Here is a 26046-nt window from a genome sequence, read left to right as displayed (position 1 = left end):
GTTAGCACAGCTGGGTATAAAAAACGCGGCATAAATGGACTTTAAATGAACAGAAACAACTATTAACGCCATCTATATCATAAATATCAACTAAAGTTGCAGTCCTAGACCCGTTTCGATTTGCGCCGCATCAACCTCATTGCCACCTAATGAAACATCTTTAGCGCCCAGCACATATATTCGATAAATTCGAACTTTATAAGCATTATTTAGCGATTTTTATTCGACAACCTTGTTGTTAACCTACACTCCTGAAGATTGAGTCACAATCGCCAACATCAGCAACTATCATCAATAGTGATGTTCATTGGCCGCCCCATTTGGAGAAGACGATGAAAGTAGTAAGTCAATATAACGCCTTACCGGCCATGGACGGTGACGGTGTCAACATTCGTCGCGTCGCCGACTTTACTCGCACCAAGTTTGACCCCTTCTTGATGCTTGATGAGATAAAGTCCGATGATAAACAAGACTTTATCGGCGGATTCCCACCTCACCCCCACCGTGGGATTGAAACCTTTACCTATATTCGTAAAGGCGGCTTCGAGCACAGAGACCAACTAGGCAATGTTAAGGCGATACGTGCCAGTGACGTACAGTGGATGAGTACTGGCAGTGGAGTGGTGCATTCAGAAATGCCTCTGGCCGATGCAAACGACGGCCTGCATGGTTTTCAGATTTGGCTCAATATGCCTGCCAAAGACAAGATGCGTCCGGCAATTTATCGTGACAGTAGCGATACCCACAACCCAGAAATCACCAATTCCCACGGCGCAACGCTGCGGGCATTGGCTGGTGATTGGCAATTTGCTGACATGGACACTCACATCAGCGCGCCGGTACAAGGTTTGGCTGGCCAAGGGATGGTGGCCGATTTAATGCTGGCACCCCACGCGCAGGCGCAGCTCGACTTGAGTCATCGCCAATATGCAGGGCTTTACCTGTATCAAGGTAGTATCAGTAGCACGCAGCAAGATACGCAAGCGCATTTTCAACAGGGGCAGTATTTAATAGTTGATAGCCAAGGCTTATTGTCGCTACAAGCAGGCGATGATGGCGCGGGACTCTTAGTATTTGCCGGCGATCCTATTCGCGAAAAAATCGTCCATATGGGACCATTTGTCATGAACAGCCAAGCCGAAATTGAGCAGGCCATTGCCGATTATCAACAAGGACGCTTCGGCGAAATTGTTAGTAGCTAAGCGCAATTGGCATAAGTCTGCAGGTGTGGTGGACAGCCCATCGCACCGGTTTACTTAAAGGTGACACCTTCCCCTGTGGGAATCATTAACCGCTGATATCACATACACAATAGATAACTCCCCCCTCAAGCTTTCAAACTGTACGCCCTAAAGCAGCCCCCTCTAATCGGCGCGACCGATTTGCAGCCAGCCCTGTGATTGACAACCTAAGATCAGCCAAACAACGGGCTTAATCGCAGCTAAGATGTATAAATTTGCACTCTATCAAGCTTTATCTGGCGATATCTGTGGTAATTTTTAATTACATAGCCAACTACGGGCCCTCTCAATGAACCCATTTCAAGCGTTAAAACTGCACCTTGCTCCGATGCCAGCTAAGCTCATGCTGTTGCTTGCCATGCTCTTTAGCCCTGCCACACTGGCCAACAGCACTATGGCTTCAGCTGGCTCAACCTTAGATCTCACCGCCACCTTGGGTGGCTATGTCGCACTAGCCATTTTTATTTTGGCCTACTTATTTGTGATGAGCGAAGAGGCGCTGCAACTGCGTAAGTCCAAGCCGGTACTGGTCGCAGCTGGGCTGATTTGGGGGATCATCGGCTTTATCTATGTGGGCCACGGCATGTCAGCACTGTCGGAAGCGGCTTTCAAACACAACCTACTCGAGTATGCCGAACTACTGCTGTTTTTACTGGTAGCCATGACCTACATCAACGCCATGGAGGAGCGTAAACTGTTTGATGCGCTGCGCGCATGGATGATCAACCGTGGTTTTAGCCTGCGCAGCGTATTCTGGTTAACCGGCTTTATGGCATTTTTTATCTCGCCTATCGCCGATAACCTCACCACAGCACTTTTGATGTGTGCGGTCGTGATGAAAGTGGGTGGCGACAACCGTGCCTTTATTACCCTCGCCTGTATCAATATCGTGATCGCCGCCAATGCTGGCGGCGCCTTTAGTCCCTTTGGCGATATCACCACCTTGATGGTATGGCAAAAAGGGGTGGTGCAATTTGAGCAATTTGAGCAATTTATTGCGCTATTTTTACCCTCGCTGGTCAACTATCTGCTGCCCGCGGCGATAATGAGCTTTTTTATCGCTAACACGACCGAGCAAGCTGCAATTGAGAAAGTCACCATGAAACGTGGCGCTCGGCGTATTGTCGGCCTGTTTCTACTGACCATTGCCACAGCGGTGTGCTGTCATTCGTTTTTGGGGCTTCCCCCCGTACTGGGAATGATGACCGGCCTGGGCTTGTTACAGTTTTTTGGCTTTTATCTGCGTAAAACATTTGAGCAAGCCGTGGTAAAGGCGCGCGAACGGGCTGAGCGAGAAAACAATCTCAAACGCTTAGAGCAACTAGGTAATGTGGTGCCCTTCGATGTATTTACCCGTATTGCAAGGGCCGAATGGGACACGCTGCTGTTCTTTTATGGCGTGGTATTGTGCGTTGGCGGCCTCGGGTTTATGGGGTATTTGGCCTTAGTGTCTGAGCTCATGTATCAGCACTGGGACATCACCTATGCCAACATTACCGTCGGCTTGTTGTCGGCCATTATCGATAATATTCCGGTGATGTTTGCAGTATTGACCATGAACCCAGAGATGAGCTTAGGCCAATGGCTGCTTGTCACCTTAACCGCTGGCGTCGGTGGCAGTTTGTTATCGATTGGCAGTGCCGCGGGAGTCGCCTTAATGGGACAGGCTCGTGGTGTCTACACCTTTACGGCTCACTTAAAGTGGACCCCCGTTATCGCCTTAGGTTATGCGGCCAGCATCTTAACCCACCTTTGGCTAAACGCAGGCTTATTTTAATCCCATTAATGAAGCTAAAAATTGCCCATAAAAAAACGGTGTTGGATAGACTCCAGCACCGTTTTTATGACTAAGCTGATGTAACGACTTAGTTAACCCGTTTGTTTAGGCTAACCATAAGAAGCCCATAAACGTTAGTACTGCAGCGATAAGCGCATAAGGTAACTGAGTGACCGCATGGCTCACCAAGTTACAGCCCGAGCCTTGGGCCGCCAGTACCGTTGAATCGGAATAGAAGCACGCTTGGCTACCAAAGGAGGAGGCCGATAACAGCGCTCCAATCACCAAAGGAATATTAGCATCTACCGCTTGTGCTAGTGGCATCACGATAGGAATAGACACCGCAAAAATCCCCCAGCTTGAGCCCGTCGCAAATGCCAATATCGACATGGTTAAAAATACCACGGCAGGCAAGAGTTGTGGCGTCATAAAGGCGCTGAGATTACCAATCACATATTGCGGCAGTAGCATCTTGTCACACACATCTTTAAACACGAAGGCGGCGATAACAGTGCCAATGGCTGGCAGCATCGACTTAAAACCGTCGATCATCTGGTCCATCATCTCTGACAATGGCATCAAACGTTGCAGACCATAATAGGGCAAAGTCACCGCTAAAGTGGCAATTAACCCTTTAAGCACATCAATATCGAAGTACACGGTAAAGGCAACCAAGAGTATGATAGGCACAAAAAAATTGTGCAACTTACCTAGGTTGTCGGCGTGTTTAAACTCCTCTTCAATGGCCTTAACACCATAATCATCAGAGGTTTGCACTTCTTCTAAATCCATCTGTTTTAGCGCAGGCTCACCCTGAGCCGCCGCCTGTTGCGCCTTTTTCATCGGCCCAAATGCGGGCACTATACCCAAAATCACCAATAGCACCATGGCAACCGCAAGCCAGGCATACAACATGTATGGAATAGCCGACATGTAAATCGCAATGCCTTGGCCTTCACTGGCCACACCGTTGTCGACTAACAAGCCACCAAAAAAGACCGCCCAGGTAGATAGCGGCACTAACACACAAATCGGCGCCGCGGTTGAGTCAACCACATAGGCCAGCATCTCACGTGATACCTTAAACTTATCGGTGACACGTTTCATGGTCGAGCCAACCGTTAAGGCATTGAGGTAATCATCAATAAAAATCACCACACCTAAGATAAAGGTCATAAACAGTGATGACTTAGGTCCCTTAGCAAACTTAAGCGCATGGCGGCCAAATGCCATCGAGCCACCGGTTTTCACCAGCAAACTGATTAAGGCACCAAATCCACCGCATACCAGAATCAACCAACCTATGGTCTCATCTGCCATCACTGAAAGGGAGATCGTCGAAATATTATTGAGTACATCGCTCGGCTGATACATCGCCAGCCCCACTAAAGACCCGATAATTAATGAGAGAATTGGACGGCGTAACCAAATAGCTAACACCAAAACCACCACAGGTGGGATAAGACTTAAGGCTGTCGCTTCAGACATGCGTTAAGGTCCTTCTTAAATTGAGCCAATACGGCAAACTAATTTCACTAGGCGAAATTGGTTATTATTCCAACTACGCTTAATTGCTGCTTTATTATGGACATACCACTAACCATGAGATGATGGTCAATGCCATTTTGCACCTTAGTTAAAACATCGGCGGCAAAATAATCCTCAATGGCCGATGAGTCAATAACAAATACTTATTTGATTAAAAAAATAATCGCCTACGCTGACACCAACAACCTAAACCACTGAAAACAAAGGATATAACTAAAAGTTGTTCGCGCTTAGATTATTGCTCTTTTGCTGTTGCATATTTAGCTAAGATGCATAATTAAATATTGCCTATGGTGAATTCAGCCAGAACATGTCGGCTTTAGGTTAATCACAAATTTTTCTCTTCTTGGGTGACAAGTTTTTTTGGCGTGCTACTCTCCTCTGGTGTCAATCTAAGGAGTGTGACAATGACCCATTCAAAATCAATAACAAACCCTATCGACATTTCCAGCGTCACCATCGCCCCCAACGCCAACGCGCGTCCGATCATTCTCGATTGCGATCCCGGCCATGACGATGCCATATCTTTAGTTTTAGCTTTCAGCAGCGGGCAGCTCAATCCCTTGGCTGTGACCACCAGTGCTGGCAATCAAACACCAGATAAAACGCTTAATAATGCTCTGCGCATGCTGACACTGCTTAATCGTTCAGACATCCCCGTTGCTAGCGGCGCCATTAAGCCATTAGCAAGAGAGTTAATTATTGCCGACAACGTACACGGTGAAAGTGGTCTCGATGGCCCACAACTGCCCGAGCCTAGCTTTGCTGCCCTTGAGCAAAACGCCCTTGAATTGATGGCCGAAAAAGTCCGCCAAAGCAAAGATCCTGTGACCTTAATTCCGTCGGGACCACTAACCAATATTGCCCTGTTTTTGGCCAACTACCCTGAACTGCACAGCAAGATTGAACGTATCGTATTGATGGGTGGTGCCGCGGGTGTCGGTAACTGGACCCCAGCTGCCGAGTTTAATATTTTTGTTGACCCAGAAGCCGCCGATATGGTGTTTAAGTCAGGCATCCCCATCACCATGTGTGGACTAGATGTAACCCATAAAGCCCAGATCATGGATGAAGATGTTGAGCGTATTCGCCAAATTCCTAATCCTGTGGCGCAATGTGTTGCCGAGTTACTCGACTTCTTTATGATCTATCACAGAGATCCTAAGTGGGGCTTTATCGGCGCACCACTACATGATCCCTGCACCATCGCTTGGTTGCTCAAACCTGAACTCTTTAGTGCCCAAGAGTGCTGGGTAGGCGTAGAAACCAAAGGTGAGTACACTCAGGGCATGACGGTCGTCGACCGCTACCACTTAACCGGCAAGCCCGCCAATGCCACCGTACTATTTGATCTGGACCGGCAAGGCTTTGTCGACCTTATCGTTGAATGCTTAACCGCATACAATCAATAATTCACTTATATTAAAGGGGCCTTCGCCCCTTTTTATCTGAAGAACCACTCATTATTAGGACGATAATCATGACCAGACTCCTTATCTTAGGTAGCGCCAATATTGACCATGTGATGAATTTCGATTTCCTCCCCGAGTCTGGACAAACCTTAATGAGCCGCGATTATCGCCTCGAATATGGTGGCAAAGGTGCCAACCAAGCCGTGGCCAGCGCCCGCCTTGCTCAACCAGGCACTCGGGTCGATTTTATCTGCCATGTGGGAGACGATGTGGCCGGGCAACAACTCTGTAATGCTTGGCTCAGCGATGGTATCCATCCCGATGGCGTGCATCAAATAGCAAAAACCTCTACAGGTAATGCTATGATTTTTATCGATAAAAATGGTGAAAACATGATTGGCGTCTCGCCAGGCGCTAATGCCACACTCACCCCTGACGCCCTGTTACGCCATCAGCCGCTTATCGAGGCCGCCGATTGGTTATTGGTGCAGTTAGAAACCCCAGTGCTCAGCGTATTAAATGCCCTAAAGCTAGCAAAATATCAAGGCTGCAGCACCATACTAAACCCAGCCCCAGCAAGAACAATAAGCAAAGAGTTGTTTCAATTGGTGGATATTATTACCCCAAATGAAACCGAGGCAGAGGCAATAACCGGCATAGAAGTCACCGATAGTGCCAGCGCCAAACTAGCCGCCCAGATGATGCACCAATTAGGGCTGAAAACAGTGATCATCACCTTAGGTAAACAAGGAGCCTACGTTAGCAGTGAGGAATTTTGTGGCTTACTGCCGGGCTGTGAGGTCGATGCTATCGACACTGTGGCAGCTGGTGACACCTTTAATGGCGCCTTAATGGTGGCATTAAGTGAAGGGTATACCATAGATGCGGCGGTGAAATTTGCCCACCGAGCCGCGGCCATCGCAGTCACCCGAGCCGGCGCGCAGCGATCGATCCCTTATCGCCATGAATTAGCAATCGCCCCATCAGCGCCATGAACGTAGAAATAACGATGAGTTAGCCTTGTTGGCACTCCTGTAGCAACTGCTGAAAATGCACACCTAAATCTTGGGTGGCAAATTCACCGCCCGAGCGTGCCAACTGTTCTACCGTTTGCAATGCCTGCTCTAGCCCTTGCTGGTCAACCAATGCCGATGCATAAGCGGCTAAGTCGGCCCCTTGCAGCAACAGCTCAAATAGCTGTGAAAAACTCACCTCTTGCTCCATAGCAGCTTGTAACTGTGTCATTAACTCTGCTATTTTTGCCTGCTCCACCAACGCTCCTTCGACGCTCACTAACTGACCCAATGGATCCTTTGACAGCTGGCTCGCCACGCACTGTGCTACCGACCCAGCCGCCGCACCTTGGGCCACGGTTGCAATACCTTGAGCGCGGATCTGCTCTACTACGGTTTTTAATTGCTGATCTTGCGCTAACCATGCTTGCTCCATTTGCGCCTTATCATCGCCCACAAACCCGCAGGCCGTTAGCGACAATGCCGATACCGCAAGCACTAGATTCAATACGTTATTCATAAATCACTCCCCCCTTTAATAAGCGCAAATAAGTGAAACTGCTACACACTATACGAGCCTTTATTTAAGCGAGAATTAATTTAGTCATAATCACGCTAACAGCCTAATCAATGAGCCGTATGTCAGCTGCACTGCTGTGGCCGTTATTCTTATGTCACCGCAGACAAACTTAGCGATAAATTTACTGGCAGACACATCTCGCTGATTGCTCACACGGTGGCGCACTGGCGACCTCACAGCGACCAGTGGCATTGCCGCTCGCCTTACACCACTTTAGGCAATCAAACTGATCGGGATGACCAGTATCGTTACTGTGAGCATGAACCACCCCTTTACCTGGGTTTGACTCCACCAATACCACATCCGTTAAACAAGCCTCGCCAAACATGCGCCCATTGACATTGCCATCCTCATCGGTGCCGATATGACACCCCGCCACGTCTGGCGCCACCCCATCGGAGTCGAGCCACCAAGTGGTTTCGCCTGCTTGCCAGTCCACTGGTGTGAAAGCAAATACCCCCTTGGCTCCCGCCATCTGCAGGGCATCACTGGACGGCGGCGCTAACTCTTCAGCCTTGACCTGCGTTAACATTAAGCCCCCCAGCAGGGTAAACAGCAAAAAAACTAAACCTATAAATCCATTAATTTTTATCATATTCACTCCTTAAATAATGGGTCAATATCAAGCCTGGCTGACACGCTCAACAGTCTAAGTGTAGCGCCGCGGCGAACCAGCGCCACAGACGCCACTCAAGTGATAAAAATAATGACTAAAAATCGCTAAAAATGGGCTTTACTTTATCTAAAAAATAGGCGTAATATTGCGCTGCTTAGCCAAGACGCAAATAAGCGCAGGCTAAGCGCCACTCTTGGGTAGCAAGAGCAGTTGCTGCTTGATGAGAGCGCGTTAAGCGATAGTGTTATTCAGTACTGACAACTGCTAATCGGATTCAGTTTTGAATCGCTCATTAGGATAAAGAGGAGACAAGATGAGTAAAAAAAATCATCGACGCACGATACCCCATGACAGTGGCCGTGGCGTCATTAAAGACAACGCCTTAAAAGCTATCGTCACCAGTGAGTTATTTAGAATGCGCACTGAGAAGCCTAAAAAAGGCAAAGGATCATACAACCGCAAACAACAAAAAGGGCAAATGCTAAAGGGCGTTGCCCTTTTTGACTTTTTAAGCCTATTTATTCCTATCAGTTCATCAGTAAATTCCTAGAATAAAAACTGCACTGCCTCCCGCCTTAACTGCTATATCGAACACCAACACGCCATTCCCCCGACTAACTGATTAAGTTGCTAGCGTAAACACCGTCAGATTTGTTATTACCGCTTTTATAACAAACTGTTACCACAAACGGAGCTAAGTCACCTTGTTATCATCATTATTTTGCCAGTGGCGATATTCCTTAATAGCAATATCGGCGCAACTCAGTCAAAATCGGCCTTCATCAGCGATTGCTTAATCATCGTCATAAGGCGTTGTTCACCATGTCATCTCAAGCCGTTTTACCTAAACTTGTACCAATATCATTTTTAGCGGTAGTGCTTATCTGGTCAACTACGCCTCTTGGTATTGTATGGAGCAGCGAGTCGGTTCATCCGACCATGGCAGTCTTACTGCGCATGCTAATCGCTTTGGTGCTTGGTTTGCTGGTTATTATCATGACTAAGATCCGCCTCCCTTGGAATCGCATCGCCTTTAAGCTCTATGGTTTTTCTGCTATCGGTATCGTTGGCGGCATGTTACTCAGTTATTTTGCCGCTCGTTATCTGCCTTCGGGCACCATGTCGTTAATATTTGGCTTATCGCCATTGATCTCAGGGCTGTTGGCCCAGAAGCTGCTGAACGAGCCCAAATTTGGCCCCATGCGTATACTGGCATTACTGCTGGCATTTACGGGCTTAGGAGTGGTGTGCTCGGCTAAATTGGCACTAGGCAGTGATAGCTGGATTGGCCTAAGTCTTATCTTATGTGCCGTGTTGTTATTTAGCCTTAGCGGTGTATTAATTAAAACCGTCCACATTGCCATTCACCCCATTGCGAGTACCGTGGGAGCCTTGCTTTTTTCCACGCCATTATTTGCGCTGGCTTGGTTACTCTTTGATGCCAGCTTACCTATCGATACTTGGTCGGTGCGTTCCATGGCGGCCATAGCTTATTTGGGGGTTTTTGGTTCACTTATCGGCTTTGTGGCTTACTTTTATATTTTGCAGCACCTAAACGCCAGCACTGTGGCATTAGTAACACTTATCACCCCGGTCTTTGCCATGGCCTTGGGGGCACAACTCAATGGCGAGGCGATAACCGAAGCACTGGTGATAGGTGCGGGCTTGGTGCTGGGCGGACTGGGCTTATACCAATTTGGCGATAGACTAAGGCGCCGACTCGGTCGCATAGGCCAGTAACCCTATGAATGCAACATAGGCCAGGCTCGTATCATCACCCCTCTTCGGCGAGCGAGATGTGCATTCGGCTGATATCGCGATTCCATAGCTGAATGATCTTGCGGGTTTTCTCTTTATTCCAAAAGCACTTACCAAATAAGATGATCCCAGCCCCTTCGAGATCGCGGCGATGTTCAATAGCAAAACGCTGTTGTAACTCCTCTTTAAAGCCATTGATTGGGATCCCCACATCTTTACAGTCGGCAGGGTTAAGCCAGAGCATCGCCTTATCGGTATGAGAAATAGTGCCCCAATACATACGCGGCGCCCCATTGTCAGTGGGGCTAGCCTGACTAAAATTAACAAACAGATTTTTAGCGCGCCAACGATACTTGTCATCGGTATACACCCATAAATCTGAGTTAGCCAGCTCGCTGCCACGCAATAAACTGTGTAACAGTTTCTCTAACCCTTCGCGGGCGATGCGTTTATCGGGCGTGGGAATGCTAGCCTCACTGGGCGTTGGCGTGCTCTCTTTAACGGGAGGTGTGATGGGCGAATGAGCCGTTTGGGACATTGGTACTGCTGGCTCGGAAACCCTGTTATCTGTAGCCGTTGCTGCGGTTTTTGCCTTAGTACTATGGCTTGATGCGCGTTTAGAAAAGTCGATTCGCAGCGCATCGCTGTCGACAATAAGCTGGTTAACCTCGCTGGCATCTTGCTCTTCACGTTGGCGGTTGGCGCTGGGCTTAAATTCGCGGCAATCTAATTGATGATAACGCGAGCCAAAGCAGGCTGCCTTACCATCTTTAGAGGCTTTACGAAAATACGCCTTACCAGCACAGGCTGGGCAATATAGGTGCTGACGCAAGCGTTCAATCTCCGCCTCATCGAGGCGTTGAAACTGAAATACCGAATAGACGGTTTGCGATAACTTATCCATACGACAAATAGCGTCAAGCATTCTTTGTACCCTTTATCTCGCCATGCGCCAGCATTATGCCCCAGTCAATAGGCTCAAACTATCCTATAACCTGCAAGATGACAAACGAGTTTACTGCCTGATCTTTAAGGTGATCATGACAGGTGCATGATCTGTGCTATGGCTGTCGCGAGCATACTCAGGGTTAAGCAAGTGCCTATCATAGGTGTGGTAGTGCTCAACTTCTGCTAGGCACTGATCATTATGAGGGTCAAACTCATTAGACAGTAAGATGTAATCTAACACCGCCCCTTGGGTTAAATGGTAGTGAGTGGCTGGCCGCGCAACGGCTGTCACGCTGTAATGGGATTGCTCAAATAACTGATAGGCATCTTGCAAGCGGTAATCGTCAAAGCCCTGCTCACCATAAGTGGCAATCAAGCGGGTATCCGTACTGACCAGACTCGATAGCACGCCGCTATGCAAGGTATCGTTAAAATCACCCATCAAGATCACGGGGTAAGCCGTGGCGGCGCGCCGCTGGGCAATGAGATAACGCAGCAGGCTCGCCTCGCTCCCGCGCACGATAGCGGCGCTCCACTTGGCAGCGGCCTCGATGGCAAAACTGGCTTGCATCGCGCTCGGGGCAACACCAAGCAACTCTTGAGCTTGTTCCACACTGAACTGGCCGCGCTTAGATTTAAAATGCACCACATAACAATCGCATGGCCCCAGAGCAGGCAGCTCCACAGTCGCCCGCACCGGTGTGCGACTGAATGCAAAGTCGGCGCTGAGCCCCAATAACGCGGCAAATTCAGGGGCGGCACTACAGGCATGAATGGCGCTTATCGGGTATTTAGAGGCCAAGGCCACCACTGGGCTGCGATAGATAAACTCATCTGCGACCTCTGGGATATCGACCACAGCAAAATAGGGATAACCAGCAGCGTTTAACAGTGCCCTTAACGCATCAGTTGAAAACACCTCTTGAAAACCTATTACATCGGGACGGTATTGATTAACATAAGCCGTTATCCAGTCACACTTTTGCTGCCATTGCTGCTCGCTATAGATGTTATTGAAATCGTAATAGGCATCTGGCGGCGCAATAAAATTGAACAGATTAAAGCTGGCTATTTTTAGCTGTACTTGAGCTGCAGATTCAGTAGACAAAAATACCTCTTAACCTAAATAACGATTCATAAGCTGGCAGCATAACATGACAAAAAGTGAACCACACTTTCAGCGCTTATCGACAAGCTGCCAATCAGCCCATCGATGACACTCAGCCATGCGTTACATATGATGCCTATCATCAATATAATTTTGCCAATATTTGTGATTTTACACCATGTTCATTGAATGGTGACTGGCGTAGAATCGCCACATCGTTCATTGCTCGCACATAGGATAACCTGCATGCAGCCAATCAGTTTTTTTGCCAACAAACGCTATACCACTAAGGTGTTTGACCCCACTAAAAAGATCGCCGATGAGAAAATTGATGAGTTAAAACAGTTGCTCAGACTCAGCCCATCGTCGACCAACTCGCAACCTTGGCACTTTGTGTTAGCCGCCAGCGAGCAAGGCAAGGCGACCATTGCCCAAGCCACCAGTGATTTTGGTTTTAACACAGATAAAATCCTCAATGCGTCTCATGTACTAGTGCTGTGCACCAAAACAAGTATGGATGAAGCGCACTTGCAAAGGCTACTGGAGCAAGAGGCGAGCGATGGCCGCTTTGCTAACGACGAGGCCAAGCAAGGGCAACATGCTGGGCGCTCCTTTTTTGCCAATATGCACAGAGTCGAACTCAAAGATGCCCAGCATTGGATGGAAAAGCAGGTGTATCTATCGCTAGGCACCCTGCTGCTTGGCGCCAGTCTACTCGATATCGACGCCTGCCCGATCGAAGGGTTTAATGTGACTAAACTTAACCAACTGCTGGACTTACCCGCCCAAGGTTATTGCGCTTCGGTGGTGGTCGCCCTTGGCCATCACAGCGAAGAGGACTTTAACGCTAAGCTGCCTAAGTCACGCTTACCCTTAAGTGAACTGTTCACCGAGATTTAAGCCTGAGCCATGGCGCGTCTGCACATAATGGGCGCGCCATTAAAGGCTTGCGTTCCATCTTTGCTATTGCCATAGTAAAAATTATCATTGGTTATGGATGATCCCTATGTTGCTAGCGAAACACCCCCAAGACCCAGCCTCACTCGATGCCAATGCCGAAGCGAACTCTGAAGCCAAGCACGCTGTGGCAACGACCGCTTCGATTAAAGGTGATAATCCGCTTATCTGGCCGCTGCTCTCACTACTGCAAAGCACGCCACACAGCTGGAAAGTGCATCATCTCGCGGCCAAATTGCAACAACAGGGCCTGATGCAAGATCTCGACAGCGACCCACAAAAAGCCCTGTTTAAACAAAACTTCCTACTCATGAATGCCCTGTTTCAACTGCAACAGATGTTACTGCCTGACAGCTGGCTGCAGGTAAAATCGATGCAAATCCAAATTTTTAGGCGAGTGCCAAGCGATCTCAACCAGCAATTATCTGAAGACGACTCACTGCGTGATTACTACATGGATTGGCACAACTACGATACCAGTGCCAATGTGATCCAGCAGATCCTCGAATCATTTTGGCACCGCTATGAGCAATATATTGGCGCCAACCCCAACGCAATGCATAAGCGCCAAGCCTTAAGCGTATTCGAGCTCGATGATAACGCCACCAGCAAGATGATACGCAAACAATGGCGTCGCTTAGCCCTGCAATGGCATCCGGATCGTCAAGGTGGCGATGCCGCCAAATTTCGGCAAGTTTGTGAGGCTTGGCAAACTTTGCGTGAAAAGTGGTAAAATGCCGCCTCAATATACAAGCTAAGTCACATTGTGGGCACTGTTTCTTAAGCGCCGTTAAGTCATACTTAAGCTTTAACTATTATGCTAAAAATATTATATTTTTTATGTTAATTACCATTAAGCAGCACGCTGTCATTTGAGGACACTATGATCAAACATATCGCATTAGCACTGACTCTAGCCATTGCTCCATTAAGCAGTTTTGCCGCACAGTTTATAGAAGGTAAGCATTTCACTGTCGTATCAGACAAGGCACCAAGCACCGAGCCCAAATTAACCGAGTTTTACTCTTTTTACTGCCATAACTGTTTCAATATGGAAACCCAATACCTAGGGGACATCAAGGCGAACCTTAAGCCAGGCGTCAGCTTCGACAGTAAGCATGTAGACTTTATGGATAGCGATATTGGCACCGAAGTGATGCGCTCACTGGCGGTGATCCAAGAGCTTAACGTCGAAGACAAAATGATCCATGCCATGTTTGCTGCCATTCAAGGTGAAGAGGGGGCCAACGGCCAAAGCCATGACCATGATCACAGCGCTCACGACAAGCCTGAGATCAATACCCGTGATGATATCAAAAAGGTGTTTAGCGCCAACGGCATCGACGTCAGCAACTATGACAGCCTTGCCGATAGCCAAGCCGTGACCGATAAAATTAACCTGTGGCGTGCGCAGCAACGTGAGTTTCGCATTCAAAGCGTACCCACCTTTATCGTTAACGACAAATACGCGGTCAATTTAGGCCAAGTGCGCACCCTAGGTGAGTTGATTGATCTTATTAACTATCTGGCGGTTGAGCATAAATAAGCCTTAGCTGAATGACTTTCTCCCTTTAAAAAGGCTTCTTCGGAAGCCTTTTTTGTATCCAACCTCACTCAAATAATGTATGCGCTTTGCTCTAATAACGACTTAGCGTTAATGGTCTGAAGTTAATCTCTTATCTGATAGTGAGTAGCTTATATTTAATGGCTTTGCATCGCCTGTAATTTAGCTTGATAACGACGCTGATTAGCCGCATCGGTTGACAATGAGAGGGCTTTTTCTAAATGTTTCCGTGCATTACGTGTATCGCCTGTGACCCAGTAGACACGTGATAATCCAAAATAAAATTCATGACGATAATCGGCTTTCTCCACGGCTCGTTTATACCAAGTTAATGCCCTTTGGTACTCATGATCCATATAGGCCTGCTGCCCCATATTGTAGTAATAGTAGGGGTTGCTGATACGAGCCAACTCGAGAGTTTTATGCAATTGCGCCCACTCGACTAAACGCTGCTGACTCTCTAACAGCAAGGCATAATTGTACAAGACATTCATGTCATCATCATCAAGGGTTAACGCCAACTTGTATAAGGTTTCGGCGACATCATCTAACCCTTTATAGCGATATAATATCGCCAAGGTATTGAGTGCAGGGATAAAATCGGCACGCAAGCGCAAGCTCTGTTTACTGTATTGATAAGCTAAATCATAATCACCGGCCACTAAAGATTCGGCCGCAACATTGTTATAAAACATCGCCATCACAGTGGTTTTATCGATACGGGATTTAGCATAACTGCGCATGGTTCGTTCGGGTAAAAAATCGATCTGGATCTCCTGACTAGCCACCAGCACGGTGTCCTTGGTGGCTTGTGGCAATAAGCGTAAATTGATGTGACCATTGATGAGATAAAACTGGCCTTGCTTATCCCACACGGGTGGCACCGCTATCTGCTGAAATTCAACCGCCACGCCAAGTGCATCAGCCATGGCGGTGGTAAGCAACACCAGCGACATACAATTCCCCGCCCTATCTTCAAAGGTCTGCTGAGGGATACGCGTTATATTATCTTGATAGCTAAAACCGCCTTGGCTAGCACTGATATAATTGGCTAACCAACGATGGGCCATGGTTGCAGTGCGTGACGCTTGACTGCTTTGATATGCCTGCTGCAGCACTTGAGTGGTCTGAGGTGACAAGGCAAACAGCTGAGCTGGCACCACAGGTAAGATAATTGACTTAAAGTGGTTATCTAAAAAATATTGCTCAATGTTATCAACCGAGCGAGTGCTGGGGGTTGAGGCGCATCCATGCAGTAACCCCATCATCCATGCAAGCCAAAGTAACTGCCGCATAAAACAGGTCTCAATCTGAACGCCATATCATTTAGCATAAATGAGGCCATGGTCTTTTGCCGCGCCAAAGCGTTACAAAATATTAGTTTGGGCTAGACTCTGGTGGGTCAATTTCAATATAAAGCTCATTATTAGACTTACCATCGCGATAAGGCCGATAGAAATGGGCGCCGCAATGAAAGTAGCGATAAGGCGTCGGCACCAGTACGCAGCCCAGTGGCAGGGCGCGTAAAATCGTGAGCTGTTGCTGCATTCGCAGCGCCTCTCGCCATTGATGGTCTTGCAACACTTGGTCTCGCACCGCAAATGCATCGAAAGGTTCACTGGACTTACGCACCACGACTTCGCCAGCGTGACTAGCACTGATAGACACGTAGCCAATAGAGAGCAGACTTAGGTAGAGGCTGTAGAGACTGACTCGCACAATGTTCATGGTCTTCCTCGCAATTAACTCGCCGTTGGCCATAGACAGTATGGCGCAATAGACACCTAGCGTGTGTCCACATCATACATAAAAGCGAGGCCACTGCACTACTGCAATGGCCCCGCAAATATCATCTTGTACGCCAACGATGATGATCACTTAAACGATCGTTCGCTATCATCATGATTACTTACGCTCAGCGCTTAACATTAGCTAAGCGCCTGCATGATTGGGACTTAGTTGGCACTCTTGAGCGAGACAAACTCAGGATAAGCATCGATACCACAGTCAGATGCATCCATGCCATTGTACTCTTCCTCCTCAGTGACTCGGATCCCCATCGTCACCTTGAGTACGTACCAGACCACAAATGAGCTACTAAATACCCAAGCAAAAATCACTGCCGCCCCAAGTAACTGCCCTGTTATGGTCGCATCGGCATTCGATAGCGGTACCAAGAGTAAACCAAATAATCCCGCCACACCGTGCACCGAGATTGCGCCTACAGGATCGTCTATCTTAATGCGATCAAACATCACAATAGAGAAGACCACTATGCCACCGGCAAACAGGCCGATAGCACCGGCTAATAGCAATGAAGGCGATAACGGATCGGCAGTGATGGCGACGAGACCAGCCAAGGCGCCATTGAGGATCATGGTTAAATCCGCCTTCCCCCACACCATCTTACACACGATGAGCGCTGCGATGGCACCGCTCGCGGCAGCCGAGTTGGTGTTAACAAAAATCTTGGCCACAGCCGAGGCGTTCTCCATGTCCGATACCAATAACTGCGAGCCGCCATTAAAACCAAACCAGCCCATCCACAACACAAACATACCTAAGGTTGCCATGGGTAAGTTAGACCCAGGGATCGGGTTTACCTGACCGTTAGGGCCATACTTGCCTTTACGTGCACCGAGCAGTAACACCCCAGAAATAGCCGCTGTCGCGCCAGCCATATGTACAATACCGCTGCCAGCAAAGTCGACAAAACCCGCCTCAGACAGGAAGCCACCGCCCCATGTCCAGTAACCTTCTATGGGATAGATAACCGCCGTCATCACCACAGAGAAGAGTAAAAAAGACCAAAGCTTCATCCGCTCAGCGACCGCCCCCGAGACGATAGACATGGCAGTCGCCACAAACACCACTTGGAAGAAGAAATCCGATTCTAAGGCATGGTCGGCATCGCCCGCTTGTGAGCCAATCAGTGCGCCTAACGAGGGCAACCAGCCGCCTTCGGTGTTATCGACATACATAATGTTGTAACCCACAATTAGGTACATGATGCAGGCGATGGAGTACAAACAGACGTTTTTGGTTAATATCTCAGTGGTGTTTTTAGAGCGCACCAAACCCGCTTCTAGCATGGCAAACCCCGCCGCCATCCACATCACCAGCGCACCTGAAATTAAAAAGTAAAATGTGTCTAGTGCGAATCGCAACTCGGTCACCGTGGTACCTAATGCCTTTAGTTCTTCCATTGTCTTATCCCCTTACAGTGCTTCGTTATCGAGTTCGCCCGTACGAATACGGATAACCTGATCTAAATCTGTCACAAAAATTTTGCCGTCACCTATCTTGCCCGTTCGAGCCGCCGCCACGATAGACTCAATCAGGTGATCAACGTTTTCGGCCTTAGTGGCAATATCGAGTCTAACCTTAGGTAAAAAATCGACTTGATACTCGGCGCCACGATAGAGTTCGGTATGGCCTTTTTGGCGCCCAAAACCTTTCACCTCGGTGACTGTCATGCCCTCTATCCCCATTCCAGCAATGGCTTCTCGCACATCATCCAATTTAAAAGGTTTGATAATTGCACTGATTAGTTTCATTCCAGCCTCCGGCTCGTGATTGTGATGTGGTATTGCAAGAGACAATTCAATCATCAGGCCAATAATGTAAAACCTTAATAATCATAACCTTATTTTTAAGGCATCAAGTTTACCCACCCACTGCCGCACCATTTTGGTGCGTACAGCCTGTCTATGCACAAAAAACAAGCGCCCGCCTATTCGACTTATGACCGATTGGTTATGGCGTTATCCTAGGTATGATAGAAAGCCAACCATGGGAGGAGCTGACTATGTTAAAACCACAGGATTGTGTGTTATTGATTGTCGATGTGCAGGGCAAACTTGCCCAAATGATGCACCAAGCCGACGCCTTAGAGCACAAGTTGACCACCTTGATCAAAGCGGCAGAACTGTTTGATATCCCCATTGTCTGGCTAGAGCAGTTACCCGATAAACTCGGCGCCACGAGTCCAGCATTGCACGCCCTACTCGCCCCGCATCACCAACCCATAGCCAAATCCCATTTTAGTGCTTGGCATACCGAGGCTTTTCGCCACGCAATGGAAGCCATCAAACGCAAACACGTACTCGTGGCGGGCATTGAAACGCACATCTGTGTCTACCAAACCTGTCGCGATCTACTCGACAATGGTTATCGGGTCGATGTCATCGCCGATGCAGTATCGTCACGCAGTGCTGAAAATAAGCAGCTTGGTATTCAGATGATGACTCAGTACGGTGCTAAAGTGACTAACTGTGAGTCCTTACTGTTTGAACTGCAGTGCGAAGCCAGCGGCGAGCGCTTTAGGGCCCTGCTAAAGATGATTAAATAAACTGCTAGCAAGTCTCGGGAGATAGGCAGAAGATAAAAAAAGCCCTGGTTAGATACCAGGGCTTTTTAGTGTGATAACTCAAGACAAACGCTTAACCAACCACGCTAGATTTACTCACGTAACGGGTTTGCCTTTATCACTGCTTAGTACGTTGCTTCACGCTGCTTAGCTTCGGCATCCCACTTAGGCAGTACTGTTTTCTTGAACTCTTCCTTATCGGCGTTCATCTTTTTCATATCCATACCTAGCGCCGCTTGGGCCTTAGCCTTGGTCGATACGTCAGGAATCGCAATTGGTTGCTTAACCCCTTTCACTGCTAGTAGCTGCGCCAATTTAATACGAGCGTCGCCCGCTTTATCGACCGCGGTACCGAGTATGCGTAAGGCTTCATCTGCTGCGTGCGCTGCAACACCATGAGAAGCCGTAGCGTAATCCCAGCGCCACTGTGAATGACGAATATCCATTAAAATAGGCTTCATTTCAGCTTCGCTAGCACCTGCATCCCACGCTGCTTTAGCTTCAAAGTGAGCTCTAACCAACTGTGCCTCAGCACGCGCCTTAAGGTCGTTTACTTTCACTTTACGTTCTTCGGTTAGGTTAACCATGAACTCTTTACTTTGAGTATGACAGCTACCACAGGCTTCTTCGAAGCGGTCAAATGGGTTACCCACTTTATGGTCGGTAAACTTACGGCCTTCGGCATTTTTCACCTTAGGCATATGGCAATCGGTACAGGTCACATTGTTCTTGCCGTGGACACCAAGCTGCCAAGTTTCATAACCTGGGTGCTGAGCTTTAAGCATAGGTGTTTTCGATAGAGCATGGGTCCAATCGGTAAATTCGATGCTGTCATAGTAGACTTCCATCTGCTCAACGGTAGCGCCCATATCCCAAGGGAACTTAACAAAGCCCTTGTGATCTTTTGTTTTTTCGAAGTAGTACTCTACGTGGCACTGACCACACACCATAGATTGCTTATCTTTTCTCGACGCTTTATCAAAAGGCGTTCCTAGGGTGTTCATGGCGCGGTCGGCATACGGACGAGACATGCGCAACTTAGACGAGCCTTTTTCATGACAATCAGAACAACCGATAGTATTGACGATTTCAGCACCGCCTTTATGCCAAGTGCCCTTAAAGTAGCCATCTTCACCCTGCTCTTCGATCATTCGTGGCACATCGGGACTTTTACATGACCAGCACGCCATCGGCATTGGGCCATCTTCATCAGACTTAGGCGCACCAGTACGTAAGGTATTACGTACATCCGTTACCGCATACATATGACCACGAGGCGCATTATAGTCTTTGGCAAAACCATATCCCGCCCACAGCACCACTAAACTGGGCACCTGCTCTAACATATCAACAACTTCTTCGCTTTCAGCGGTCTCATGCCAACTGTTATATTGCTTCGCGAATTTGTCTTTATACACTTCATTACGTGGCTCAGTTTTGTCACTGGCCATCACGCCACTTGTCATTAAGCTTGCTGCAACCAACGCGCTCACTGCAAAGGTTTTTTTTGTTAAATTTTTCACCATCTCATCTCCGTATTATTTATAGTTATCGATAATAACCACAACATCTCCATGGCCAAAGTTAGCCCTTAAGCTGTTTTTTAAATATACCTCTTATGGGGTAACTGAGATGAATTTTGAGTTAGATCATAATGTAAATGTGTTGTAAGTCACATTTTAGCCAATATGTTAACTTTTATGCTGATGACTCATTAATAATACTGGCCTTACTTAGTCTTGCTCTTCTTCGATTTTAAGCGACGGTTCCTAATGAAAAAAGGCAGTCTCACCGCCACCATTTTTGCGCTTATGCTGACCTTTATTTTACTGTCCAGCAGCTTGGCCACCTTTGCTATTGCCAATTTAGCCTACAGTCTAGGTGATGCACGGGCAATTAACGCTTCAGGCTCACTGCGGATGCAAAGCTATCGACTGATGTTTTACGCCAACTCTGGTAGTGAAAATGCCGATGAGAAAATTGCCGAGTTTGAAGCCACCCTTTATTCTGATGCCTTAAAACGCGCGCTCAGCTGGATAAGTCCGGATGCATTAGGTGAGCAATACCAATTGGTTATCCAAAAATGGCAGGTGATGAAGCGTTATATCGAAACCGAAAACTCGCGCCAATATGCCGCCGCACTCAGCGATTTCGTCGATACCATAGATTTACTGGTGCTAGAAACTGAAAAACACGCCGCCTTTAAATTACGCCTGCTGACTGCCAGCCAGATTATCGGCCTCAGCCTAATGTTAGTTATTGCATTTTTTGCAGTACGCTTTACTCAGCGTAAAGTCGTGAAACCGCTGCATCAATTAATGGAGTCTGCTAACACCATCTCTAAAGGTGACTTTAATGTTGCCGTGCCGCAGAGTGAATATGTTGAACTAAACGCCCTTAGTAACGCACTGGCCAGCACTGCCAAAGAGCTATCTTCGCTCTATGCCGACCTCGAAAATCAGGTCAAACAAAAAACCTTTGCGCTTACCCGTGCCAACAACGAGTTGAAACTCTTGTACGACAACCTAGTTATGCTGCACTCAGGCACACTGGAGATCAGCACGCTTAAGCAAGCCTTAGAGCAGCTCAAGGCTCATGAGCCAAATACCAACTTGCGCTTAGTGATCGCCCAAGAGGGGCAAGCGCCCCTGTGTATCGAGGCCGATGGCGGCTGGTCACTGGCAGCACCAGAAACCACCCGTTTTGCCCTAAAGTTTGCCGATAACGAATTGGGCCATTTAGAAGTACGCAGCGATAGCGAGATTAATTACGCATTATTTGACAACTTTGCCATCATGCTGGCGCGATCTATTGTGATTCACAATACTGGCAAGCAACGCCAACAACTGGCCCTGATGGAAGAGCGCGCCGTTATCGCCCGAGAGCTGCATGACTCTCTCGGACAACTGTTAACTTTTTTAAAAATTCAGGTCAATTTGTTATCAAAAAGCCTCGATACCGACTGTCGTAGCCCACAAGTTGAAAGCCAATTAAGTGAGATAAATGAAGGAGTCAATACTGCCTACATGCAACTACGAGAGTTATTGTCGACCTTCCGTTTAACCATAAATGACCCTAACTTATATAACGCCATGGAGGCGATGTTAGCGCAGCTACGCTGCCAGTCTCTAGCCCAAATCAGCCTTAATTACCAGCTACCGGCACAGTTATTGGGGGCCTATCAGCATATTCACGTATTACAGCTCACCCGAGAGGCCACGCTCAACGCCATTAAGCATGCCCAAGCGAACCATATCCATATCGATTGCACGACCCAAGGCGACAAGGTGGTAATAAGCATTAGTGATGATGGTGTGGGTGTCGATAAATTAACGGAGCGGGATCAACATTTTGGTATCGGGATCATGCATGAACGCGCCAGTCGATTATCGGGTATGCTAGAGTTCAGCGGTAACACTCAAGGTGGCACCACGGTCACGCTACAATTTCCACCTAAGACAGAGCCAGAATAACTTGGCTGCAATAACGGCACACAACGCCTGGAGACAAAACCATGGGTAAGCCCTATTCCGTATTAGTTGTCGATGATCACCCTTTATTACGTCGAGGCATCTGTCAGCTGATCGCTTCCGATGCCGATTTCACCCTATTTGGGGAAGCCGGCAGCGGTTTAGATGCACTGGCGTTAGTGGCCGTCAACGAGCCAGATATCGTGTTACTCGACCTCAATATGAAAGGGATGACAGGACTTGATACCCTCAATGCCTTGCGTCAAGAGGAGATCACTAGCCGCATCGTGATTTTAACAGTCTCTGATGCTAAACAAGATGTAGTGCGCCTGATCCGCGCTGGAGCCGACGGCTACCTATTAAAAGATACCGAGCCTGATCTGCTGCTCGAGCAACTGAAGCAAGCGATGTCGGGGCAACAAGTACTTTCTGCCTCGGTAGAAGCTCATTTACAGCTCCTCCAAGAGGAACAAGATGAACAAGAATGGATAAGTAGCCTGACACCACGAGAGTTACAGATTTTACAGCAGCTAGCCGAAGGTAAAAGTAATAGGGTGATCGCAGAGCAACTGCATATCAGTGAAGGCACGGTAAAAGTGCATGTCAAAAACCTGCTACGTAAGGCCGATGCAAAATCACGCACCGAGATGGCTGTGCGCTACCTCAATCACTAAGCTTAATGAAACGTGAGTCTTGTTTAGGCTTAACCCCAGTTACGCGCAATCATGATTTAGTTGAGCGTAGCCATGGTTAAGCTTAAATCATGGCTAAATTTTCAATAGCCATGGGATGCGCCGTGGATGACTCGACCCCGCCTTAGATTAGCGGCTCTCGTGAATAAAGGTACGCCAGTTGGCTAAGGCTTGCTCAAAATCTTCTAAACCACAAAACGCCTCAGACTCACCATTATAAAGTGACATGGACTCATCGAGCTCATAGTCATCTTCCATCTCTAACACATTCGCAAAGACCCGCACTTGCTCGGTGTCTAAGTCGACTGATATCGCTTTACCCAAGATACGCTTTTCACTGAGCGTGCCTTGCTGCAACTGCATAATCACTTGTTTAATTTGCTCATACAGCAAATTATCTTCGCCCAGTTCATCGACAAACCACAGCCCCATGATCTCATGGTCCATGGTGAAATTAGCCACTAAGGTGCCCGTTAATGTATTGCGGCGAAATTCATATTCCATCATTAAACCCTAAAATTGTTATGCCACTCTCAATGATAAATTCTACCCCAAGCCTACGCACAATGCGCTGTTATCTCGTCGGGTTCGCCCTGCTTGTAGACAAAACCAACGTTTCAGCCAGTTTCAAGCTTCACCTAAATGCAGCTCATTGCTACATAAGGCAAATTATAGCCACAAAAAAGGGCGCTAAGCGCCCTTTAATACTATATCGAGTCAGCGACTATTTTTCGCTGGCTGCCGCTGCTGCGGCTTTTTCGATAGAGAGTAATTCAACTTCAAAAATCAGCGTTGAATTAGCTGGAATAGTACCAGTGTCACGATTGCCATAAGCCAATTCAGCAGGAATAACAAACTTGTACTTGGCACCAACAGGCATTAATTGAACACCCTCGGTCCAACCTGGAATAACCCGGTTAAGTGGGAACTTAGCGGGTTCGCCGCGAGCAACAGAGCTGTCAAATTCGGTACCGTCAATCAATGTGCCCACATAGTGCACCTCGACAGTGTCTTCTGCTGCTGGCATGTCACCACTACCTGCGACTAACACTTCATATTGCAGGCCAGACTCTGTGGTCGTCACGCCTTCTTTAGCCTTGTTTTCTGCTAAGAATGCCGCGCTTTCAGCCAAGGCTTTTTCAGCCATGGCGGTCGCCTGTGCCTGACGCTTCTCATTTAAGGTTTCGTCTAGACTTTGCAATACGGTTTGCATCTCTTCTTCGGTCAACTTGAGTTCATCATTTAGGCCATTCGTGAACCCTGTGATGATGAGGCTACGGTCAACAGCTAAACCTAACTCTTCTTGCTCTTTAATATGGCCTGACATGTATTTACCAATAGAAGCACCAACACTATACGCTTGTTTTTGCTGCGTAGTTTCTAATTTAACCTCTGCGGCGGTTGTTGATTGTTGCTCTTGGTTACAAGCTGTTAAACCAACCACTGCTAGCGCGACCAGTGAAATTTTGTAAATCGACTTCATTAAAAGCTTCCTCAGCATTTTCTCGTGGTTACAATAACCTTACTCTTCTAAGACGAACCACTTTATACTAGTTAATTAACATATACCAATTACATTATCGATGTTAAGCCAGCCCTATCACTGTGTTCCGTAAGCCCTAAGCGGCTTAGCAGTGACTGCTAGCGTCAATGTAATCGCCTTGAGCTAAAGACAATATATTGCGGAGCAAGTTCATGAAAAGTTTCACTGTGCTGCTAATTTGTGCATTATTTATCACCGCCTGCCAACCACAGCCTGAAACAAACGTCATCATCAGCCAACCCAGTTATAGCGCGACCCTGTCTGACGATGCGCATTATCTGTTGATCAGTACCGCCAATAGCGATTTACAATTATGGGATTTAACCACGCACACCCAGAAATATCGCTGGTTTCACGGTGAGCAAAAAAGCCAAGCCATCGACACCGCTATTTCTACCAATCAGCAATACGCCGCATCACTGAGTCGCGACTCAGTGGCGCTGTGGAGCATAGAAGATGGTCGCTCGCTCGGATGGTGGTCGTTACCAGCCAGCGGGCAAACGGTTGCGATTGCCGATAGTGGCGCCCTGTTAATCGGCCTCACCGATGGTAGCGTGATGTCCTTGGCGCCCAGCCAAAATCGATTAATCAAATTTCTAGGTCATAGTGAAAAGGTCAACAGCGTGGCCATCTCACGTAATGGAGAGCTTGCCCTCTCGGGAGCCAATGATAACCAAGTGATCCTCTGGCATGCGACAACAGGCCAACCCATCCATACTTGGTCGCTGCCCAGCCGGGTGATTAACGTCAGCTTGAGTCAGCAAGGTGAGCTGGCTTTTGCCTCCGACAGCACCAATCAAGCCATCATTTGGAACACCCAAGATGGCAGCCAACACAGCCAGCTCAATATTCATCGGCGCACTCATAATTTTTCCAGTGCACGCTTTACTCGCGACAACAGCAAGTTACTAACGGGTACTCCGGCTAGAGAAGTGAGTGTCTGGCGAGTTTTAGATGGAAAAATGCTGGTTAATTGGCGAGTCAGTCGCACAGAGCATGCCCAAATCAAAGGAGCCGTTGTATACTCAGTAGCTGAAGATAACCATCAACAGGTCAGTAGCATTAGTAGCAATGGTCTACTGGAAACTTGGCCTATGCCCCCCTTATAGAGGAAATTATTGGTGCCACTAGAACAACGAATTGAAGAACTTGAAATGAAACTTGCGTTTCAAGAGAGTACTATTGAAGCACTGGATCAACAGGTCATTAAGCTTAATGCCATTGTCGATGAACAGCAGGAAAAACTGCGTATACTGGTCGACAAGGTGCAACAATCTGAGCCAAGTAATATGGCTAATCCCGCGGATGAAACGCCGCCACCGCACTACTAAATCGATCATCTGAGTGGCGATGCCCCGCCACTCTGGTAAGTTATCGCGATAGACTCTAGCGCATGGGAGCGAGACTGACATGAAGTTAACCCAGTATATTCATCATCTTAAGGTAATAA

The 26046-nt window shown here is 47.8% G+C and carries 26 protein-coding genes; 14 read left to right on the top strand and 12 right to left on the bottom strand.

Translation table 11 applies throughout. The features are described from left to right. The first annotated feature begins 332 nt into the window (after window positions 1–332). Both DN599_RS09010 and nhaD read left to right on the top strand, forming a co-directional pair. A complete protein-coding gene (locus DN599_RS09010) occupies window positions 333–1202 on the top strand; it encodes a pirin family protein (protein WP_110457279.1) in 870 nt (289 codons plus the stop codon). 367 nt (window positions 1203–1569) lie between these two features. Then, window positions 1570–3018 (top strand): sodium:proton antiporter NhaD, encoded by a 1449-nt coding sequence (gene nhaD / locus DN599_RS09005; RefSeq protein WP_110457524.1) that lies wholly within the window; start codon window positions 1570–1572, stop codon window positions 3016–3018. A gap of 105 nt (window positions 3019–3123) precedes the next feature. On the opposite strand, the gene DN599_RS09000 is transcribed toward nhaD, so the two are convergent. Continuing rightward, window positions 3124–4506 carry a Na+/H+ antiporter NhaC family protein gene (locus DN599_RS09000; protein WP_110457278.1) on the bottom strand — a complete coding sequence of 461 codons (1383 nt, stop codon included), beginning with the start codon at window positions 4504–4506 and terminating at the stop codon, window positions 3124–3126. Window positions 4507–4973: 467 nt separating this feature from the next. Between DN599_RS09000 and rihA the strand changes: the two genes are divergently transcribed. Both rihA and rbsK read left to right on the top strand, forming a co-directional pair. Next, window positions 4974–5978 carry a pyrimidine-specific ribonucleoside hydrolase RihA gene (rihA, locus tag DN599_RS08995; RefSeq protein ID WP_239473268.1) on the top strand — a complete coding sequence of 335 codons (1005 nt, stop codon included), beginning with the start codon at window positions 4974–4976 and terminating at the stop codon, window positions 5976–5978. Between the two features lie 68 nt (window positions 5979–6046). Beyond that, complete coding sequence (rbsK, locus tag DN599_RS08990) at window positions 6047–6973, top strand: ribokinase (RefSeq protein WP_110457277.1); 927 nt, start codon at window positions 6047–6049, stop codon at window positions 6971–6973. 19 nt (window positions 6974–6992) lie between these two features. On the opposite strand, the gene DN599_RS08985 is transcribed toward rbsK, so the two are convergent. Both DN599_RS08985 and DN599_RS08980 read right to left on the bottom strand, forming a co-directional pair. After that, window positions 6993–7511: a hypothetical protein gene (locus DN599_RS08985; RefSeq protein WP_110457276.1), complete on the bottom strand. Its 519-nt coding sequence runs from the start codon at window positions 7509–7511 to the stop codon at window positions 6993–6995. A 181-nt stretch (window positions 7512–7692) separates the two neighbouring features. After that, window positions 7693–8166 (bottom strand): hypothetical protein, encoded by a 474-nt coding sequence (locus DN599_RS08980; RefSeq protein WP_110457275.1) that lies wholly within the window; start codon window positions 8164–8166, stop codon window positions 7693–7695. Between the two features lie 334 nt (window positions 8167–8500). Here DN599_RS08980 and DN599_RS08975 point away from each other — a divergent pair, with 334 nt between their 5' ends. Then, complete coding sequence (locus DN599_RS08975; protein WP_110457274.1) at window positions 8501–8737, top strand: ribosome alternative rescue factor ArfA; 237 nt, start codon at window positions 8501–8503, stop codon at window positions 8735–8737. Window positions 8738–9009: 272 nt separating this feature from the next. Next, window positions 9010–9927: a DMT family transporter gene (locus DN599_RS08970; RefSeq protein ID WP_110457273.1), complete on the top strand. Its 918-nt coding sequence runs from the start codon at window positions 9010–9012 to the stop codon at window positions 9925–9927. A gap of 34 nt (window positions 9928–9961) precedes the next feature. On the opposite strand, the gene DN599_RS08965 is transcribed toward DN599_RS08970, so the two are convergent. Both DN599_RS08965 and DN599_RS08960 read right to left on the bottom strand, forming a co-directional pair. Beyond that, window positions 9962–10870: a hypothetical protein gene (locus tag DN599_RS08965; RefSeq protein WP_110457272.1), complete on the bottom strand. Its 909-nt coding sequence runs from the start codon at window positions 10868–10870 to the stop codon at window positions 9962–9964. 90 nt (window positions 10871–10960) lie between these two features. Beyond that, complete coding sequence (locus DN599_RS08960) at window positions 10961–12001, bottom strand: endonuclease/exonuclease/phosphatase family protein (protein ID WP_110457271.1); 1041 nt, start codon at window positions 11999–12001, stop codon at window positions 10961–10963. A gap of 246 nt (window positions 12002–12247) precedes the next feature. On the opposite strand from DN599_RS08960, the gene nfsB reads away from it, so the two are divergent. The 3 genes from nfsB (at window position 12248) to DN599_RS08945 (ending at window position 14504) form a co-directional block, all read left to right on the top strand. Continuing rightward, on the top strand, window positions 12248–12901 hold the full coding sequence (nfsB, locus tag DN599_RS08955) for an oxygen-insensitive NAD(P)H nitroreductase (protein ID WP_110457270.1): 654 nt from the start codon (window positions 12248–12250) through the stop codon (window positions 12899–12901). 106 nt (window positions 12902–13007) lie between these two features. Further along, window positions 13008–13691, top strand: coding sequence for a DNA-J related domain-containing protein (locus DN599_RS08950; protein WP_110457269.1), 684 nt, complete (start codon window positions 13008–13010; stop codon window positions 13689–13691). 150 nt (window positions 13692–13841) lie between these two features. Beyond that, window positions 13842–14504 carry a thiol:disulfide interchange protein DsbA/DsbL gene (locus tag DN599_RS08945; RefSeq protein ID WP_110457268.1) on the top strand — a complete coding sequence of 221 codons (663 nt, stop codon included), beginning with the start codon at window positions 13842–13844 and terminating at the stop codon, window positions 14502–14504. A gap of 155 nt (window positions 14505–14659) precedes the next feature. Here the strand turns inward: DN599_RS08945 and DN599_RS08940 are convergent, their stop codons facing one another. From DN599_RS08940 to DN599_RS08925, 4 genes are all read right to left on the bottom strand, one after another. Next, window positions 14660–15817 carry a tetratricopeptide repeat protein gene (locus DN599_RS08940; protein WP_110457267.1) on the bottom strand — a complete coding sequence of 386 codons (1158 nt, stop codon included), beginning with the start codon at window positions 15815–15817 and terminating at the stop codon, window positions 14660–14662. 82 nt (window positions 15818–15899) lie between these two features. Then, window positions 15900–16250, bottom strand: coding sequence for a hypothetical protein (locus DN599_RS08935; RefSeq protein WP_110457522.1), 351 nt, complete (start codon window positions 16248–16250; stop codon window positions 15900–15902). A 227-nt stretch (window positions 16251–16477) separates the two neighbouring features. Next, entirely contained in the window at window positions 16478–17728 is a 1251-nt protein-coding gene (locus DN599_RS08930; RefSeq protein ID WP_110457266.1) for an ammonium transporter, read from the bottom strand. 12 nt (window positions 17729–17740) lie between these two features. Then, a complete protein-coding gene (locus DN599_RS08925) occupies window positions 17741–18079 on the bottom strand; it encodes a P-II family nitrogen regulator (protein WP_110457265.1) in 339 nt (112 codons plus the stop codon). 251 nt (window positions 18080–18330) lie between these two features. On the opposite strand from DN599_RS08925, the gene DN599_RS08920 reads away from it, so the two are divergent. Continuing rightward, window positions 18331–18873, top strand: a complete 543-nt coding sequence (locus DN599_RS08920; RefSeq protein ID WP_110457264.1) for a hydrolase — start codon at window positions 18331–18333, stop codon at window positions 18871–18873. Between the two features lie 143 nt (window positions 18874–19016). Here DN599_RS08920 and nrfA read toward each other — a convergent pair whose 3' ends face one another. Further along, on the bottom strand, window positions 19017–20417 hold the full coding sequence (nrfA, locus tag DN599_RS08915; RefSeq protein ID WP_110457263.1) for an ammonia-forming nitrite reductase cytochrome c552 subunit: 1401 nt from the start codon (window positions 20415–20417) through the stop codon (window positions 19017–19019). A gap of 246 nt (window positions 20418–20663) precedes the next feature. On the opposite strand from nrfA, the gene narQ reads away from it, so the two are divergent. Together narQ and DN599_RS08905 are read left to right on the top strand one after the other, a co-directional pair. After that, window positions 20664–22364 carry a nitrate/nitrite two-component system sensor histidine kinase NarQ gene (narQ, locus tag DN599_RS08910; RefSeq protein WP_110457262.1) on the top strand — a complete coding sequence of 567 codons (1701 nt, stop codon included), beginning with the start codon at window positions 20664–20666 and terminating at the stop codon, window positions 22362–22364. 41 nt (window positions 22365–22405) lie between these two features. Next, the gene (locus DN599_RS08905; RefSeq protein ID WP_110457261.1) at window positions 22406–23035 is read left to right on the top strand and encodes a response regulator; all 630 of its coding nucleotides are present in this window, start codon (window positions 22406–22408) and stop codon (window positions 23033–23035) included. A 147-nt stretch (window positions 23036–23182) separates the two neighbouring features. Here DN599_RS08905 and DN599_RS08900 read toward each other — a convergent pair whose 3' ends face one another. Together DN599_RS08900 and fkpA are read right to left on the bottom strand one after the other, a co-directional pair. After that, window positions 23183–23557: a YacL family protein gene (locus DN599_RS08900; protein WP_110457260.1), complete on the bottom strand. Its 375-nt coding sequence runs from the start codon at window positions 23555–23557 to the stop codon at window positions 23183–23185. Between the two features lie 220 nt (window positions 23558–23777). After that, the gene (gene fkpA / locus DN599_RS08895; RefSeq protein ID WP_110457259.1) at window positions 23778–24536 is read right to left on the bottom strand and encodes an FKBP-type peptidyl-prolyl cis-trans isomerase; all 759 of its coding nucleotides are present in this window, start codon (window positions 24534–24536) and stop codon (window positions 23778–23780) included. 212 nt (window positions 24537–24748) lie between these two features. On the opposite strand from fkpA, the gene DN599_RS08890 reads away from it, so the two are divergent. Next, on the top strand, window positions 24749–25705 hold the full coding sequence (locus DN599_RS08890) for a WD40 repeat domain-containing protein (RefSeq protein WP_110457258.1): 957 nt from the start codon (window positions 24749–24751) through the stop codon (window positions 25703–25705). Between the two features lie 9 nt (window positions 25706–25714). Next, a complete protein-coding gene (locus DN599_RS08885) occupies window positions 25715–25927 on the top strand; it encodes a SlyX family protein (protein WP_110457257.1) in 213 nt (70 codons plus the stop codon). Window positions 25928–26046 lie beyond the last annotated feature (119 nt).

Origin of the sequence: Shewanella algidipiscicola, from assembly GCF_900380485.1 — a bacterium.
In the GTDB taxonomy this organism is placed as follows: domain Bacteria; phylum Pseudomonadota; class Gammaproteobacteria; order Enterobacterales; family Shewanellaceae; genus Shewanella; species Shewanella algidipiscicola.
The sequence above is the reverse complement of the archived record's forward strand: the minus strand, read 5'-3'. Positions and strand labels throughout refer to the sequence as shown.